We start from the raw sequence: 16,212 nt of genomic DNA on the forward strand, positions 1-16,212 counted from the left end.
CGCCCGGCACATAGGGTGCGGGGCATGACGCCACTCCCGCACGTTCGCTACTGCGACGAAATCGCCCACCAGGTCGGCCTGTTGAGGGCCGTGGTGACCTCCGGCGCCGACCTGTCGGCCACCGTGCCGACCTGCCCGGACTGGTCGCTGGAAGAGCTCGTACGGCACATGGGCGGCGCCCTGCGCTGGGTGGAGCTGATCGTGCGGACGCGGGCGCAGGAGGAGGTCCCGCAGGACAAGGTCCCGCTCATCGGCGGACCGGACGGACAGGGTGACCCCGCGGCACTCGACGCCTGGCTCGCGGAGACCGGCGAGATGATCGTCGCCGCGCTGCGGGAGGCCGGTCCCGACACGAAGGTGTGGGGCTGGGCCGGGGTACTCAACGCCGGTTTCTGGGCCCGCCGTATGGCCCACGAGGTCACGATCCACCGAGCGGACGCCACCCTCGCGGCCGGGCAGCCCTACGAGGTCGCGCCGGACATCGCCGCCGACGCGATCGACGAGTGGCTGGAGATCGTCGAGTGGGCCCAGCGGACGTTGCCGGACGACCCGGCGCGGGACCTGCGCCGGCCGGGGAGCAGCATCCATCTGCACGCCACGGACGACACCACTGACGTGAACGCGGAGTGGTTCATCGACCTCGCCGATGACGTCCTCGCCTGGCGGCGCGGCCACGAGAAGGCGACCGTCGCGCTCCGGGGGCCGCTCACCGCCGTACTGCTCGCCTTCTACCGTCGACTGCCTTTGGACAGCCCCGAGTTGGAGGTCCTCGGCGACCGGGAGTTGCTGGAGTTCTGGCTGGAGCGGGCGACGTTCGGCTGACAGGCACAGGCACAGGGCAGCGGTACGACAGGCGGATGGCCCGCCCCCAGGGAGGGGACGGGCCACAACGCTGTTGCCGTGCGGGTGGGTCAGCGGTCGCTGCTCGCCCCACGACGGCGCAGGCCGAAGAAGACCGCGCCGCCGCCGATCGCGACCAGGGCGACCGCGGCGCCGGCGATCAGGCCGGTGTTGGAGTTCGCACCGGTCTCGGCGAGGTTGGAGTCACTCCCCGCCGGGGACGGGGCGCTGCTCGCGGTGTCCGCGGGAGCGGTGCTCTCGCTCTCCGAGGGCGTCGGGGTCGGCGTGTCGTTCTCCTCGGCCGGGGTCGAGGCGGAGTCCGACGGGGTCGGGGTGTCCGACGGAGCCGGCGGCTCCTCCTCCTTCTTGCAGGCCGTGGAGGGGGTCGTCAGGTTCGGCTCGATGTCCTCGTCGACGTAGCCGGCGGCCTTGACGTGGATGCGGTACTCGGCGTTCGGCTTCCAGTCCTCGGCGAAGGTGATGGTGACACCCTCGCGCGAGCCCTTGACTTCCTGCTCGCCGATCTTCTTCAGGTCGGCGCCGTTGTTCTGGAGGAACACGCTGATGGTCGCCGGGACGCCGCTGGGGTCCACGTCGGTGACCGTGATGACACCCTTGTCGCCGTCGCACTTGGCTTCGGCGGAGAATTCACTGATGTTGCACGCGAGTGCGTTGCCCGCGAAGCCGAGCGCGATCGCGGCCGACGCGGAGGCAACACCAAGAGCGCGCACGGAACGCGCAACAGTACGGCGGTTTATGGACACTTTTGTCCTTACGAGTTGCACCACTGAGGGGGGTTGAACGAGGCGGTGATGTGACATCACCGTCCCCAGGAGTCTCACAGGTTTATAAGCGTGACATAAGTAGTGTCAACGCATATGCAGTCCACGGGCGTTGGCTTTGCCCTCTTATTAATCGGTGAGACGTTTCAACGCCTCCGGAGCCTCCTCGATCCGGTCAACCAGGGCGATTCGGGACTCCATAGGGCGGTCCCGGGCGAGAGACTTCAGAAGGGGCCACGTCGGCAGCTTCTCGGTCCAGTGGGTGCGGTCGACCAGGACCATGGGGGTGGGCTCACCGCGCGACTCGTAGTAGTTCGGCGTCGCGTTGTCGAAGATCTCCTGTACGGTGCCGGCGGCCCCCGGCAGGAAGACGACGCCCGCGTTCGAGCGCGCCAGGAGGCCGTCCTCACGGGTGGCGTTGGCGAAGTACTTGGCGATGTGCGAGGCGAAGGGGTTCGGCGGCTCGTGGCCGTAGAACCAGGTCGGGATGCCGACCGAGCGGCCGCCCCTGGGCCAGCGGGAGCGCACCTCGAAGGCCGCCGCGGCCCACTCGGTGATCGAGGGCGTGAACTTCGGGGCCTTGGCGAGGAGTCGAAGCGCGTCGGCGAGCATCTCGTCGCCGTGCGGGGCCGCGTACGCGCCGAGGTTCGCCGCCTCCATCGCGCCCGGGCCGCCGCCGGTGGCGACCGTGAACCCGGCTCGGGCCAGCTCCCGGCCGAGCCGTGCGGCACCCTCGTACGCCTGCGTGCCGCGGCCCATCGCGTGGCCGCCCATGACGCCCACCACCCGGGCGCCGGACAGGAGTTCGTCGAGCGCGTCCGAGACGGAGTCGTCGTGGACCGCGCGGAGCATGGAGGCGTAGATGTCGCCGTCCGCCTTGGTCTGCTGGAACCAGGCGTACGCGCGGGCGTCGGGCGTGGCCTCGTAGCCGTCCGCCAGGGACGCGAAGAGTTCGTCGGGGGAGTAGACCAGGCCCCGGTAGGGGTCGAAGGGCAGGCCGGGGACCGGCGGGAAGACCAGGGCACCGGCCGCGCGGATCTTCGCGGCCGCGTCCTCGCGCATCGGGCAGCCGAGGAAGACCGCGCCTGCCGTGTCCGTGGTGAGCAGTTCGCGCGTACGGTCCGTCAGATCGACGGCCTGGACACGGAATCCGGCGAGGGTGCCGCGCGCCGCGACGGTCGCGTCGAACTCCTCCAGCGTCTCTATCTCACGGTCGTTGTGGTGGGCCGCATGGGCGGGCATCGTCTGCACCCGCCCATGCTAGGCACCCTGTTGGGGACGGCTGGCCTCAGCCCTCGATGGCCGACGGGTCCATCCACACGACCTCCCAGGTGTGGCCGTCGAGGTCGTCGAAGGCACGGCCGTACATGAAGCCCGGGTCCTGGACCTGGTCCGATGCCGTGCCGCCCGCGGCGACCGCCTTCTCGACCAGCTCGTCCACCTTCTCGCGGCTCTCGGCGCTCAGACAGATCAGCACCTCGCTGGTCGTCGTGGCGTCCGCGATCTCCTTCTTGGTGAAGGTCGAGTAGAACGGCTTGGTGAGCAGCATCGCGACGATGGTGTCGCTGATCACGACGGACGCCGCGTTCTCGTCGCTGAACTGCGGGTTGATCGAGTAACCGAGCTCCGTGAAGAACTTCTTCGAGGCGTCGAGGTCGTTCACGGGCAGGTTCAGGAAGATCATCTGCTGGTACGCGGGGGCGGTCATGGTGGTCTCTCCCATCGGGGTGGCTGCTGTTCGGTGGGGTAGACCGGAGGGCCGGGCGGAACTCATCGCCGGGCGGAGACTTTTTCCCACGACTTTTCCCACGAGTTTTTCGCCGGGGTGGGCGGGGCCCCGCGCGACGGCTTCACCGTGCCAGGGGAAGTGCGGCCAGCTCGGCCACGATCAGGGTGAGCGGGCCGAAGAAGGCCAGCAGGATGCCGGCGCGCAGGGCGGCGGCGCTGCGGAGCATCGCGGTGGGGGCGCCGAGGCGCAGGAGCGCGGCCGTGGTGTCGGCGCGGGCGTGTTTGGCCTCCACGGCGGCCGTCAGGAGGGTGGCCACGGTGCAGCCGGTGACCAGGGTGACACCGAGGGCGGTGAGGGGGCCGAAGGGAGGGGTGGCGGCGTGGTCGGAGAGGGGCGCCATGGCGTACGCGGCGGAGGTGACGGCGCAGACGATGCCGAGGGGGCGGCCGACGCGGACGGCTTCCTCCATCAGGACACGGCCGGCCAGGAGGCGCAGGGCTCCCGGTCGTGCGGTCTGCAGGATGCGGCCGCAGAGGTGGGTGAGGCCGGGGGCGGCCAGGGCGAGTCCGAGGGCGGTGAGCAGCCAGCCGACGACGACTCCGGCGGTGCCGGTGGGCAGGGCGGCGGGCATGGTGACGGCGGTGCCGGTCGTGGTGCGGCCGGCGTAGGCCTCCACGGCGAGGCCTGCGGTGAGGACCGCGATGCCCCAGGGGAGGCCGGCCGGGGGTTTGCGGGGGGAGAGGGGGCGTGCGCGGCCCGAGTCGGCCGGGGGAGCGGGTTCGGCCACCGCTTCGGTCCAGTCGGTCGGTGCCTGGCCCGGGGTGGGGGCCGGGGGCCGGGCCGGGTCGCCTGCCTGGGGGGTGCCGCCTTCGGGCCGCGGGTGCCCGTTCGCCTCCGCGTTGCCACGCTCGCTACGCCGCAGGTGGGTGCCGAACCGCCCGTACGCCCCGAACGTCTCCCGCGCCACCGTCCTGCCGTAGGTCCCGAAGCGCACGTACGCCCGTCCCTTGCCCCGGGCGGCGGTGGGCCCGAGTTCCTTCGGGCGTAGTGCCCACGCCACCATCACCGACGCGATCCCCGGAACCAGCGTCAGTAGCGTCAGCGTGGCCGGCACGGGGAGCGGGCTGCCCGCTGCCAGGAACTCCGAGGCGGCGCCGTCGAAGGGCATGCCGGTCAGGTCGCCTCGCAGGTGGAGGAAGAACAGCAGGGCCAGCGTGGAGCCGAGGGTGCAGGACAGGGCCGTGGTGGTGGCCGAGACGGCCATCAGGCGGATCGGGCCCAGGCCGACGGCCGCGAGACCGGGGCGGGGTTTGGTGCCGGGGTCGGTTCGGGCCACGGCCACGGCGAAGTGGACCGTCGCGGCCAGCGGGGGTGCGCACCAGGCCAGCCGCAGGAGCGCCGCGGCGGGGGAGTCGTGGGACATCGCGTAGCCGAGGGCGCAGAGCAGCAGGAAGCCGGTGCCCGCCGATGCCGCCGCCACCAGAAGGCGGCGCAGCTGTACGGCCGGTTGGGCGCCGCGGGTCAGACGGAGAGCGAGCACGCGGCTCGGCCTTCCGTTTCCGTGGCCGGGGGCAGGTGCACCGTGTTCACGCGCCGCCCGTCGAGGAGCGTGACCGTGCGGTCGGCGAGGGTCGCGGGGTCCGCGTCGGGGCTGGCCAGGACGACCGTGACGCCGTGCGAGCGGGCCGCTGTCGTCAGGGTGCGCAGGACGTGCGCGCGGTCGGAGCGGTGCAGGGGGGCGGTCGGCTCGTCGGCGAACAGGACCGTGGGTGAGGGGGCCAGCGCACGGGCGATGCAGACGCGCTGGCGTTCGGCCTGGACCAGCTGGTGCGGGCGCTTGCGGGCCACCTCGCCGACGTCCAGGCGCACCAGCCACTCCATTGCGGCCGTCTTGGCGCGGCGGCGGCTGGTGCCGCGCAGCATCAGGGGGAGGGCGGTGTTCTCCCAGACGTTCAGCTCGGGGACGAGTGACGGCGCCGGGTCGATCCAGCTGAAGCGGTCACGCCGGAGCCGTTCGCGCGCCGTCGGGCCCATCTTGTGCACCGGCACGCTGTTGAACCAGACCTCGCCCCGCCGCACCGCGGCCAGGCCGGACAGACACCGCAGGAGAGTCGTCTTGCCGCTGCCCCGCGGGCCGATGACGGCGAGGACCTCGCCCTCCTGGACACCGAGCGAGACGCCGCTGAGCGCGGGCGAACCGTCGTTGTGCGTGAAGTGCAGGGCGCGTGCCCAGAGCACGTCGTTGTCCGGCGGGGCCACCATCGCGTACACCTCGGTTCTGATCCGTTTTCCCAGGCCTGATCCCTCGTGCGGGGGAACGAAGGCTGGGCTGATCGGTCACTGGCACGCTAGGCAGCCGCCGCCCGGAGCCCGGACAGCACACGGCCCCGGGCCGCCGTGTCTCACTCGAACGGGCGGCACCGGGGCCGGTGTGTTGATCATTCAGGCCGAGGTTCGGCTTCCGTCGGACGCCGGTCCGGTGAACGGTCCGGCAAAGGGTCCGGGCGTCACAACTTGGTCCATGCCTCCGTCAGCGTCGCCCGCAGGATCTGCTCGATCTCGTTGAACGTCTCCTGGTTGGCGATCAGCGGCGGGGCGAGCTGGATGACCGGGTCGCCACGGTCGTCGGCACGGCAGTACAGGCCGTTCTCGTACAGCTTCTTGGAGAGGAAGCCGTACAGCACGCGCTCGGTCTCGTCGGCGTCGAAGGACTCCTTGGTCGCCTTGTCCTTGACCAGCTCGATGCCGTAGAAGAAGCCGTTGCCCCGGACGTCGCCGACGATCGGGAGGTCGTGCAGCTTCTCCAGCGTGGCGCGGAACGCGGCCTCGTTGTCGAGGACGTGCTGGTTGAGGCCCTCGCGCTCGAACAGGTCGAGGTTGGCGACGCCGACGGCCGCGGAGACCGGGTGGCCGCCGAAGGTGTAGCCGTGCAGGAAGGTGTTGTCGCCCTTGTAGAACGGCTCGGCCAGCCGGTCCGAGATGATGCACGCGCCGATGGGGGAGTAGCCCGAGGTCATGCCCTTGGCGCAGGTGATCATGTCCGGGACGTAACCGAACTTGTCGCAGGCGAACATCGTGCCCAGGCGGCCGAAGGCGCAGATGACCTCGTCCGACACCAGCAGGACGTCGTACTGGTCGCAGATCTCGCGCACCCGCTGGAAGTAGCCGGGCGGGGGCGGGAAGCAGCCGCCCGCGTTCTGCACCGGCTCCAGGAAGACCGCGGCGACCGTCTCCGGGCCCTCGAAGAGGATCTGCTGCTCGATCTGGTCGGCGGCCCAGCGGCCGAAGGCCTCCGGGTCGTCGCCGAAGATCGGGGCGCGGTAGATGTTGGTGTTCGGGACCTTGTGGGCGCCCGGGACCAGCGGCTCGAAGGGGGCCTTCAGGGCCGGCAGGCCCGTGATGGACAGGGCGCCCTGCGGGGTGCCGTGATAGGCGACGGCACGCGAGATCACCTTGTGCTTGGTGGGCTTGCCGACCAGCTTGAAGTACTGCTTGGCGAGCTTCCAGGCGGTCTCCACCGCCTCACCGCCGCCCGTGGTGAAGAAGACCTTGTTGAGGTCGCCCGGCGCGTAGTCCGCGAGGCGGTCGGCCAGTTCGACCGCCTTCGGGTGGGCGTAGGACCAGATCGGGAAGAACGCCAGCTCCTGCGCCTGCTTGAAGGCGGTCTCGGCCAGCTCCACGCGGCCGTGACCTGCCTGGACCACGAACAGGCCGGCGAGACCGTCGAGGTAGCGCTTGCCCTTGTCGTCGTAGATGTAGGTGCCCTCGCCCCGGACGATGGTGGGGACGGGGGCCTTCTCGTACGAGGACATCCGCGTGAAGTGCATCCACAGGTGGTCGTACGCGGTCCTGCTGAGGTCCTGAGGGGTGTCGGTGCTCACGGTTATCGGGTCCTCACGGTTATCGGGTTCCCCACATGTAGGTCTGCTTCTTGAGCTTGAGGTAGACGAAGCTCTCGGTGGAGCGCACTCCGGGGACGGCCCGGATGCGTCGGTTGATGACCTCCAGGAGGTGGTCGTCGTCCTCGCAGACGATTTCCACCATCAGGTCGAAGGACCCGGCTGTCATCACCACGTACTCGCATTCGGCCATGGCGGTCAGGGCGTCGGCCACGGACTCCACGTCGCCCTCGACGTGGACACCGACCATCGCCTGGCGCCGGAAGCCCACGGTGAGCGGGTCCGTGACCGCGACGATCTGCATCACGCCCTGGTCGAGCAGCTTCTGGACGCGTTGGCGCACGGCCGCCTCGGACAGGCCCACGGCCTTGCCGATGGCGGCGTACGGCCGGCGGCCGTCCTCTTGAAGTTGTTCGATGATGGCAAGGGAGACGGCGTCCAGCTGGGGACCGCCGTTCCTGGACTCGCGGGAGTCCCTGTGCTCTGCGCTTCGACTGGCCACGACGTCACTGTGCACGACGTCTCGACAGTTCCGCAAGGCTGCGGCGATGAAATTCGTTGTTTACGAGGTTGAGGCCTGCGGATTTCGCAGAAGTGGCCCCAGCGGGGGTGTTGAAAACGTGGGCACGGCGATTAGGGTGGGTGTCTCAGAGAGTGGACAGTCACAAGCAGTGAAACCTGACAGGAGGCCGGCAGTGAGCACCGAGCTGGGACGGCTGCGCAAGCTCCGCAACTACATTGACGGTGAGTTCCGGGACGCCGCCGACGGACGGACCACCGAGGTGGTCAACCCCGCGACCGGCGAGGCGTACGCGACCGCGCCGCTGTCCGGGCAGGCGGACGTCGACGCCGCGATGGAGGCCGCCGCCAGGGCCTTCCCGGGCTGGCGTGACACGACCCCCGCCGAGCGGCAGAGGGCCCTGCTGAAGATCGCGGACGCGTTCGAGGAGCGGGCCGAGGAACTGATCGCCGCCGAGGTGGAGAACACGGGCAAGCCGATCGGGCTCACGCGGTCCGAGGAGATCCCGCCGATGGTGGACCAGATCCGCTTCTTCGCGGGTGCGGCGCGGATGCTGGAGGGCCGGTCGGCCGGCGAGTACATGGAGGGCCTGACCTCGATCGTCCGCCGTGAGCCGATCGGTGTCTGCGCGCAGGTCGCGCCCTGGAACTACCCGATGATGATGGCCGTATGGAAGTTCGCGCCGGCGCTCGCGGCGGGCAACACGGTCGTGCTGAAGCCGTCGGACACGACGCCGGCGTCGACCGTGCTCATCGCCGACATCATCGGCTCGATCCTGCCCAAGGGCGTCTTCAACGTCATCACCGGCGACCGTGACACCGGCCGCCTGATGGTCGAGCACCCGACTCCGGCGATGGCGTCCATCACCGGTTCGGTGCGGGCCGGTATGTCGGTCGCCGAGTCGGCGTCGAAGGACCTCAAGCGGGTTCACCTGGAGCTGGGCGGCAAGGCGCCGGTCGTCGTCTTCGAGGACACCGACATCGCCAAGGCCGTCGAGGACATCTCCGTCGCGGGCTTCTTCAACGCCGGGCAGGACTGCACGGCCGCCACGCGCGTGCTCGTCCACGAGGCCATCCACGACGAGTTCGTGCAGGCGCTCGCGAAGGCCGCCGCCGACACCAAGACGGGGCAGCCGGACGACGAGGACGTGCTGTTCGGCCCGCTCAACAACCCCAACCAGCTCAAGCAGGTCTCCGGGTTCATCGAGCGGCTGCCCGCCCACGCCAAGGTCGAGGCCGGTGGCCACCAGGTCGGTGAGAAGGGGTACTTCTACGCGCCGACCGTCGTGTCCGGGCTGAAGCAGGACGACGAGATCATCCAGAAGGAGGTCTTCGGGCCGGTCATCACCGTGCAGTCCTTCTCGGACGAGGCGCAGGCCCTGGAGTGGGCGAACGGTGTCGAGTACGCGCTCGCGTCGTCGGTGTGGACCAAGGACCACGGGCGTGCGATGCGGATGTCCAAGGCGCTGGACTTCGGGTGCGTGTGGATCAACACGCACATTCCGCTGGTCGCGGAGATGCCGCACGGTGGGTTCAAGAAGTCGGGGTATGGCAAGGACCTTTCGGCGTACGGGTTCGACGACTACACGCGGATCAAGCACGTCATGACGTCCCTGGACGCGTAAAGGGTCGGATTCCGGCTGCGGGTGCGTGGGGGCTGGTCGCCCCCACGCGGTGGAGCCGCGTACCGAACACAGTCCGCGCCCTGAAGGGCGTTGCGGCCCCGGACGGGTCAAGTGCCGTCCGGGGCCGCGGTGTTCCTGAGCGACAGGGTGTCCGGCCTGGGCGCTGCCGCTCGACACGGCGTCGATTGCACGGCCGTGGGCGGCGGCTGCATGCTGCCGCAATGGCCCTCCCCGCGATGAACGCCCCGCTGTCCCGCCGGACCCTGCTGCGTACCGCCGGCGCGGGCGCCCTGCTCGGTGGGCTCGCCGGTTGTGGTGTGCCCGCCGCCTACGTACCGCCCGCCGACCGGGCCGCCGCCGATCTCTCCGCCACCGACAAGCGGCTGACCTGGGCGAACTGGCCGCTGTACATCGACACGGACGACGAGGGCGAGACGCGGCGGCCGACGCTGGAGGCCTTCGAGAAGCGCACGGGCATCTCGGTCGACTACGTCGAGGAGATCAACGACAACGACGAGTTCTTCGGCAAGATCAGCCCCGCCCTGATGAACCATCAGCGGACCGGCCGCGACCTCGTCGTCATCAGCGACTGGATGTGCGCCCGGTTCGTACGGCTGGGCTGGGTGCAGGAGATGGACCGGGCGGGCCAGCCGAACGTGACCGAGTACCTGGACCCGCTGCTGCGTTCACCGGCCTTCGATCCCGGGCGGAAGTTCACCGTGCCCTGGCAGTCCGGCATCACCGGCATCGCGTACAACCGCCGCAGGCTGGGCCGCGAGATACGCGGCGTGTCCGAGCTGTGGGCGAGCGACCTGAAGGGCCGGGTGACCCTGCTCTCCGGCCTGGACGAGGCGTTCGCGCTGCTCATGCAGGGCAACGGCGTCGACATCACCCGCTGGACGGCGGACGACTTCCACACCGTCTGTGACCAGGTCGAGGAGCAGGTGGGCAAGGGCCAGATCCGCCGCTTCACCGGCAACGACTACATCAAGGACCTGTCGAGCGGCGACGTACTGGCCTGTCAGGCGTACTCGGGCGACGTCATCCAGCTCCAGGCCGACGACCCCGACATCCGCTTCGTCGTCCCTGAGGAGGGCGCCGAGCTGTGGTCGGAGTCCCTGATGATCCCCGACCTGGCCCGCCACAAGACCAACGCCGAGAGGCTGATCGACTACTACTACGAGCCCGAGGTCGCCGCCGAACTGGCCGCCTGGGTCAACTACGTCTGCCCGGTCCCGGCCGCCCAGGACGTGCTCGCCGCCGCCAAGGACGAGGAGACGGCCGCCCTCGCGGAGGACCCGCTGATCTTCCCGGACAGGGCGATGCGCGAACACCTCGCCATCGCACGGGACATCACGTCCGAGGAGCGGGTGGAGTTCGGCAAACGGTGGAACGCGATCGCGGGGTTGTAGGGAGCGGCTACGTCCGGGTCCGGTGGTGCACCGCCGTACGCCCCACCGTCGCCGCCAGTTTGCGCAGCCTGCGCCAGTCCAGGCGGGGAGCGGGCTGTGGGACGCCGGGGCGTTTGCGGGGGACGCGGACGCGCAGGGCGCCGGGTGTGATGCGGCAGTGGACGGGGGCGGGCAGGACGAGGGCCTCGCCGTCGATGCCGGCCTCGATCTCCGCGCGGTCGGCCTCGATGATCACGTCGGGCGCGGTGAGGATGGTGAGGCCGGCCGGCGCGGGGTCGAGGAGCAGTCCGGCGGCCTCGGCCGCGCTGTCCACCCTGATGCCGAGGACGCCGAGGACGGCGGCGTCGAGACGGTCGCGGCGGCCGAGCCCGAACGGATCGTCCGTGCGGTAGGGATTGTTGCTGACCAGCACGGCATGCGGAGCGTCGAGCGTGGTGCCCGCCGCACGGGCCGTCAGCCGCGGGCCCTGCTGGCGGGTGAGCAGGTCGGGCAGCAGCTCCAGGCTGGTGCCGATCTTGTCGTCGCGGTAGCCGGGGCTCTGCACGATGGCCGCGTACGCCCCGAAGGAGGCGTTGTTGACGAAGGGCCGGCCGCCCGCGAAGCCGAGATCGACGCGGAGTTCCACGCCGTCGGTCAGGGCGTCCAGGCAGGTGGAGGGGTCCTCGCGGTCCAGGCCCAGGTCCATGGCGAAGTGGTTGCGGGTGCCGGCGCTGATCACCAGGAACGGGATGTCGTACGCGGCGGCGACGGCCGCGACCAGCGCCTGGGTGCCGTCACCGCCCGCGACGCCGAGCAGGTCGGCGCCGTCCGTCACGGCCTTGCGGGCCAGGGCGGTGACGTCCTGGTGCTGGTCCGGGTCGAGCAGGATGACGCGGGCGCCGAGGCGCTCGGCCTTCTCCTGGAGCGCGAAGCGGACCACCTTCCCACCGCCCGAGCGCGGGTTCATGATCAGATACGGCCGCCGCGGCGGCGGTGCCTTCCGCTCCCGCATCACCCGCACTCGAGGGCTGCCCGTGCCCCGCAGCGCGTACCGGCCGCTCCACACGGCCACCGCCCACAGCGCCACGGACGCCAGCAGCGCCCAGAAGAGGGTGGCCGCGAACAGGGCCACGACGGCGGCCGGCACCGCAAGGGCCACCACGGCGGCGGCCCAGCGCACCGGTCCGCGCAGAGTCAGCGTCCACCACACCGCGACCGCGCTGAGTCCCAGACCCGCGGCCCCGGCCACCAGCAGCAGGACGCCGCCGACGCCGCCGTAGGCGAGCGGCACGAGCACCGCGAGCCCCGCCGCGGCCAACGCCGTCCGCGCCGCCCACCGCTGCGCTCGGTAGGCCCGCGCGCTCAAGTCCAAGCCCATGATTTCTCCGTTCGCCGCGGACATCGTAGGACTGGTCCGTCGCGGACCGGACGGCAGCGCTCGGAGCCCCACGAGACCGCGCTTTCGAACGTGTTCAACTCCAGGCGTACGCTACCCCCATGAGCGACAGAGCCGCCCTGCTCAAGGGCATCCGTGTCTGGTTGGCCTCCTTCGTCGTCTGCCTGGTGCTCAGCGGCGCCACGGCCTTCCCCCTCGTGCACGAACTGCACTGGACCGAGGACCTGTTGCGCGCCCTGTCCGTGCCGGAGCACCTGCCCGGCCTGATGGACTGGATCGAGCGCGTCCGGCGCGGACTGGACGCCGCCGACGCCGACCATCCCTTCCTGCTCTACGGCACGGACTGGCTGGCCTTCGCCCATCTCGTCATCGCGGTCGCGTTCCTCGGCCCCTACCGCGACCCCGTCCGCAACATCTGGGTCGTCGAGTTCGGGATGATCGCCTGCGCCGGCATCATCCCGCTCGCCCTCGTCTGCGGGCCGATCCGCGGCATTCCCTTCTGGTGGTCGGTGATCGACATGTCGTTCGGTGCCTTCGGGGTGATCCCGCTGTACGTCGTACGGAAGAAGATCAAGCGGCTTGAGGCACTGACCGAGGCGTCGGCACCGCCGGCCGCCGCTGTCGCCGTCAGCGGTTGAACGCCGGGAACGCGAAGCGCTGGGCGATGGCCAGGCCGTCGCCCTTCGCGTCGGTCGAGTTGACGGAGTAGACGACCGTCCGGGACAGGTCACGGGTGGCCGCGACGACGGTGTGATAGCCGGGGCGGGAGCCCGTCTTGCCCCAGATGACCTTGCCGTTCAGCTCGAACCGCTCCAGCCCCGCACTCATGGTGGCACCGTCGACGGCCGGGACCGTGAACATCTCCTTCAACTGCGGCTCGGGCACGACCCGACCGCGGAAGAGGGCGAACAGCAGCCGTTCCAGATCCGCCGTCGTCGAGATCATGTCGCCGGCCGCGAACCGGTCGGACATGTTCCACTCGGTCACGTCGACCAGCTTGCCGTCGATCCAGTCGTAGCCGCGGTTGTGCGGGCCCTGGACGCGGGGGTCGGGGCCGTCGGGGAAGGAGGTGTGCCGCATGCCGAGCGGGCGGAAGATCCGTACGGCCGCCTGGTGGGCGTACGAGTCGCCGGTGACCTTCTCGATCAGCATGCCCAGCACGGTGTAGTGGATGTTGCCGTACCGCTGGTGCTCGCCGGGCGCGTGGTCGGGGTCGGGGCCCTTGGCGACGGACGAGGCCACCACCTCCTCGGGGGTCAGCGTCTCGAAGCGGTGCTCGTAGCCGTCGTCGACGTCCTCGCCGAGGGACGCGCCCGGCTGCAGGCCGCTGGTGAAGTTGAGCAGCTGCCGTACGGTGATCGGCGCGAAGTCCTCGGTGAGCAGGCCGGGCAGATACTGCTGGACCGTGCCGTCGAGGGAGATCCGCCCCTCGGCGGCGAGTTGCAGCACGATCGCCGAGGTCACGATCTTCGTCGTCGAACCGGCACGGAAGCGGGCGTTCTCCAGCGCGGGCGCTCCGGTTCTCATGTCCCGCACGCCGGCCACGCCCTGCCAGCTTCCCCTGCCGCCCACGCGGATCAGCGCGGCCGTCGCGTCCTTGTCGGGCAGTCCGGCGAGCGCCGCGCACAGGGCCTTGACGTCGGGGCCGTCCGCCGGGGCGGCCTCGATCGCCTGCGCGCCGCACGACGACGCGGGGCGCGCGGAGGCCGTCCCGGCCAGCGGCAGCGCGGTGAGGGTCAGGGCGAGCGCGGAGGTGAGGAGGGCGGGAAGCGGGCGTACGGGCATCTGCTGCTCCTGATGTCGACGGGATGTCCGTGATCATCGTCGGGGCGAGGCGGCCCCGGGCGGATCGTCGGTGAGGAGGGGCTCGGACCCCTGGGTTACCCGGAGCAAGTTCCGTACGAGGCAAGGGTGTTGTGAGGGTTCGCCCTTACGGGCCTGGTTCGCGTCTCCGGTCGCCGGAAAAGTGTTATCCCCGCCCCCTTCACCGCGTCTCCACTCGCGTCCCCCCGTCCCCCCACGCCCGGGAGTCGCCCCCATGCCTCGCCCGTCGTCCTGTCCGTCGTCTCACCCGTGCCGGAAGCGGAATGTGATCTCCGGCATAGCCAACAGTGCTGGTCAGGCTGAGAAGGTGCGTACGGGCAGCACATGACCCGGGAGAGGACGCACGTGGACGAGGGAGCCCGCAGGCAGTGGCGCTCCACCATCGCGGCGGCGCAGGCCGGTGACCGGCATGCGCTGGACGAGCTGGTCGAGGGCTGGCTGCCGCTGGTCTACAACGTGGTCGGGCGCGCCCTGAACGGGCATGCCGACGTCGACGACGTCGTCCAGGAGACCATGCTGCGCGCCGTCGGCAACCTCGGCTCGCTGCGGGACCCGGACAGCTTCCGCTCCTGGCTCGTCGCCATCGCCATGCGGCAGATCCGGGACCGGACGCGCCGCAGGCAGACCGCCCAGCTGGACGAGTCGGCCGCACGCGAGGCCACCGACTTCGCCGAACTCACCGTGCTCCGACTGCAGTTGGAGGGGCAGCGGCGCGAGGTCGCGGAAGCCGTGCGCTGGCTGGACGACGAGGACCGGCAACTGCTGTCGCTGTGGTGGCTGGAGGTCGCAGGCGAGCTGACCCGGCGCGAACTGGCCGCCGCGGCCCAGATCAGCCGGCAGCACGCAGCGGTGCGCGTCCAGCGGGTGAAGGAGCGGCTGGAGACCGCGCGCGGCATCGTCCGTGCGCTGGACGGCGCCTGCCCCGGCCTGCGCGAACTGACCGCCCGCTGGAACGGCCGCCCCGACTCGGTCTGGCGCAAGCGGCTCGCCCGGCACATCAGGGGCTGCGGCTACTGCGGCGACACCCGCGAGGCCGTCGTACCGGCGGAACGGCTCCTCGTCGGCATCGCCCTCGTCCCGATCCCGGTCGGCTTCACGCTGTCGCTGGCCCTCGGCGGCAAGACGGCGGCCGCGGCGACCTCCGTCGGCTGGTCCGCGAAGGTGATGGCCGCGCTCACCCAGCCCGCCGTGGCGGTGACGGCCGGCGCGACGATCGTCGCGGGCGGGGCGTACGTCGTCACCCAGCCCCCGGACGCCCCGCCAAGGGTGGCCGCCCCCACGGCGGCGAGTACGGCCCGCCCGCCGTCGCCCACGCCGACCGTCTCACCGTCGGCCACGCCTTCACCCTCACCGTCACCGTCACCGTCGGCGACGAAGAAGGTCGACCTGTACGGCACGGTCGTCGACGCCGTCGACCAGGCCCCGGACCCGAACACCGGGCCCGCCGCTCTCCCTCGCCGCCCCGAGTCCGGCATCACCAGCAGCTTGGGCGCGAGGGCCGTCATGCAGCACCGCGGCGAGAGCGTCACGTTCAGCGGGCAGGGCTATGTCCTGGTGCGCTGGCAGATCGCGCCGCACGACCGGCCCGGCGGGCTGACCATGCCGACCTGGACCGGTCTGAAGGGCAAGATCTTCCATGTCGCCTCCGGTGGCGGCCGCCGCATGGACGACGTCGTCGGGGACGGTTCCGACGGGGGCTACGTCACCGGCATGGGCGGCCCGGACATCGGCTACACGGTGCTGCCCGACGGTACCCAGCAGATGTGGCAGAACGAGTACTTCTACATCGACGGCACCGTCACCCTGAACCTGAACGAGCGTGGCGCCTCCTACGGCCTGACCGTCATGCCGTCGAGCTGGGACGAGGTGGACGAGGACGTGCGGCACGGCCCACCCCAGGGAGCCATCCGCTACGGCCTGGTCCGCGACAACGGCAAGGACACCGCGCCGGTGCCGCAGTACGTCACCCGCGCGACGCCGGCCGATCCGGCGACGGTGGCTCAGCGCTCGCGTGTGTAGCGCTCCTGCGCCTGCCCGTTGAACTCCAGCCGCCGCAGGGTCTCGGTGAGCACCTTCTGACTGATCCCGCCGATGCGGTCCTTGAGCTCTCCATGGCGCACGGGGCCGTGCCGCAACGCCCAAAGCGCCACGGCGGGGGCGGACGCACAGGTGATCGCGCCGCCGCTCGTGTTCGCCGGTGGCCGTGC

The 16,212-nt window shown here is 70.9% G+C and carries 14 protein-coding genes and 1 pseudogene; 5 read left to right on the plus strand and 10 right to left on the minus strand.

All coding sequences use genetic code 11. From position 1 onward, the window contains the following. The first annotated feature begins 24 nt into the window (after positions 1-24). Entirely contained in the window at positions 25-822 is a 798-nt protein-coding gene (locus tag AB5J49_RS33880) for a maleylpyruvate isomerase family mycothiol-dependent enzyme (protein ID WP_369172658.1), read from the plus strand. A gap of 89 nt (positions 823-911) precedes the next feature. Here AB5J49_RS33880 and AB5J49_RS33885 read toward each other — a convergent pair whose 3' ends face one another. The 7 genes from AB5J49_RS33885 to AB5J49_RS33915 form a co-directional block, all read right to left on the minus strand. Continuing rightward, a complete protein-coding gene (locus AB5J49_RS33885) occupies positions 912-1,571 on the minus strand; it encodes an LAETG motif-containing sortase-dependent surface protein (RefSeq protein WP_369172659.1) in 660 nt (219 codons plus the stop codon). Between the two features lie 180 nt (positions 1,572-1,751). Further along, the gene (locus AB5J49_RS33890; RefSeq protein ID WP_369172660.1) at positions 1,752-2,873 is read right to left on the minus strand and encodes an LOG family protein; all 1,122 of its coding nucleotides are present in this window, start codon (positions 2,871-2,873) and stop codon (positions 1,752-1,754) included. 37 nt (positions 2,874-2,910) lie between these two features. Next, positions 2,911-3,330, minus strand: coding sequence for a VOC family protein (locus AB5J49_RS33895; protein WP_369172661.1), 420 nt, complete (start codon positions 3,328-3,330; stop codon positions 2,911-2,913). A gap of 142 nt (positions 3,331-3,472) precedes the next feature. Continuing rightward, a complete protein-coding gene (locus tag AB5J49_RS33900) occupies positions 3,473-4,891 on the minus strand; it encodes a hypothetical protein (RefSeq protein ID WP_369172662.1) in 1,419 nt (472 codons plus the stop codon). Then, complete coding sequence (locus AB5J49_RS33905; protein WP_369172663.1) at positions 4,873-5,613, minus strand: ABC transporter ATP-binding protein; 741 nt, start codon at positions 5,611-5,613, stop codon at positions 4,873-4,875. The genes AB5J49_RS33900 and AB5J49_RS33905 overlap by 19 nt, the downstream gene beginning before the upstream one ends. A 245-nt stretch (positions 5,614-5,858) precedes the next feature. Then, positions 5,859-7,232 (minus strand): aspartate aminotransferase family protein, encoded by a 1,374-nt coding sequence (locus AB5J49_RS33910; RefSeq protein ID WP_369172664.1) that lies wholly within the window; start codon positions 7,230-7,232, stop codon positions 5,859-5,861. Positions 7,233-7,251: 19 nt separating this feature from the next. Further along, on the minus strand, positions 7,252-7,767 hold the full coding sequence (locus AB5J49_RS33915; RefSeq protein WP_369172665.1) for an Lrp/AsnC family transcriptional regulator: 516 nt from the start codon (positions 7,765-7,767) through the stop codon (positions 7,252-7,254). Positions 7,768-7,945: 178 nt separating this feature from the next. Between AB5J49_RS33915 and AB5J49_RS33920 the strand changes: the two genes are divergently transcribed. Together AB5J49_RS33920 and AB5J49_RS33925 are read left to right on the plus strand one after the other, a co-directional pair. Then, positions 7,946-9,394: a gamma-aminobutyraldehyde dehydrogenase gene (locus AB5J49_RS33920; protein WP_369172666.1), complete on the plus strand. Its 1,449-nt coding sequence runs from the start codon at positions 7,946-7,948 to the stop codon at positions 9,392-9,394. 221 nt (positions 9,395-9,615) lie between these two features. Further along, positions 9,616-10,806 (plus strand): spermidine/putrescine ABC transporter substrate-binding protein, encoded by a 1,191-nt coding sequence (locus AB5J49_RS33925; protein WP_369172667.1) that lies wholly within the window; start codon positions 9,616-9,618, stop codon positions 10,804-10,806. A gap of 7 nt (positions 10,807-10,813) precedes the next feature. Here the strand turns inward: AB5J49_RS33925 and AB5J49_RS33930 are convergent, their stop codons facing one another. Next, positions 10,814-12,163, minus strand: a complete 1,350-nt coding sequence (locus AB5J49_RS33930; RefSeq protein ID WP_369172668.1) for a diacylglycerol kinase family protein — start codon at positions 12,161-12,163, stop codon at positions 10,814-10,816. Between the two features lie 119 nt (positions 12,164-12,282). On the opposite strand from AB5J49_RS33930, the gene AB5J49_RS33935 reads away from it, so the two are divergent. Further along, positions 12,283-12,819: a hypothetical protein gene (locus AB5J49_RS33935; protein ID WP_369172669.1), complete on the plus strand. Its 537-nt coding sequence runs from the start codon at positions 12,283-12,285 to the stop codon at positions 12,817-12,819. On the opposite strand, the gene AB5J49_RS33940 is transcribed toward AB5J49_RS33935, so the two are convergent. Continuing rightward, positions 12,809-13,966 (minus strand): serine hydrolase domain-containing protein, encoded by a 1,158-nt coding sequence (locus tag AB5J49_RS33940; RefSeq protein WP_369172670.1) that lies wholly within the window; start codon positions 13,964-13,966, stop codon positions 12,809-12,811. The two genes, AB5J49_RS33935 and AB5J49_RS33940, sit on opposite strands and share 11 nt — an antisense overlap. Before the next feature lie 363 nt (positions 13,967-14,329). Here AB5J49_RS33940 and AB5J49_RS33945 point away from each other — a divergent pair, with 363 nt between their 5' ends. Next, entirely contained in the window at positions 14,330-16,024 is a 1,695-nt protein-coding gene (locus AB5J49_RS33945; RefSeq protein WP_369172671.1) for an RNA polymerase sigma factor, read from the plus strand. 14 nt (positions 16,025-16,038) lie between these two features. On the opposite strand, the pseudogene AB5J49_RS33950 reads toward AB5J49_RS33945, so the two are convergent. Further along, positions 16,039-16,158 (minus strand): annotated as a pseudogene (locus AB5J49_RS33950) (winged helix-turn-helix transcriptional regulator); the annotation flags it as partial. Between the last annotated feature and the right edge of the window lie 54 nt (positions 16,159-16,212).

The sequence above is a fragment of the Streptomyces sp. R28 genome (assembly GCF_041052385.1).
Classification (GTDB): Bacteria; Actinomycetota; Actinomycetes; order Streptomycetales; family Streptomycetaceae; genus Streptomyces.

Coding starts and splice junctions, on each gene's coding strand:
- AB5J49_RS33880 (WP_369172658.1), top strand. CDS start 25: ATGACGCCACTCCCGCACGTTCGCTACTGCGACGAAATCGCCCACCAG.
- AB5J49_RS33895 (WP_369172661.1), bottom strand. CDS start 3,330: ATGACCGCCCCCGCGTACCAGCAGATGATCTTCCTGAACCTGCCCGTG.
- AB5J49_RS33905 (WP_369172663.1), bottom strand. CDS start 5,613: ATGGTGGCCCCGCCGGACAACGACGTGCTCTGGGCACGCGCCCTGCAC.
- AB5J49_RS33925 (WP_369172667.1), top strand. CDS start 9,616: ATGGCCCTCCCCGCGATGAACGCCCCGCTGTCCCGCCGGACCCTGCTG.
- AB5J49_RS33930 (WP_369172668.1), bottom strand. CDS start 12,163: ATGGGCTTGGACTTGAGCGCGCGGGCCTACCGAGCGCAGCGGTGGGCG.
- AB5J49_RS33935 (WP_369172669.1), top strand. CDS start 12,283: ATGAGCGACAGAGCCGCCCTGCTCAAGGGCATCCGTGTCTGGTTGGCC.
- AB5J49_RS33940 (WP_369172670.1), bottom strand. CDS start 13,966: ATGCCCGTACGCCCGCTTCCCGCCCTCCTCACCTCCGCGCTCGCCCTG.
- AB5J49_RS33945 (WP_369172671.1), top strand. CDS start 14,330: ATGACCCGGGAGAGGACGCACGTGGACGAGGGAGCCCGCAGGCAGTGG.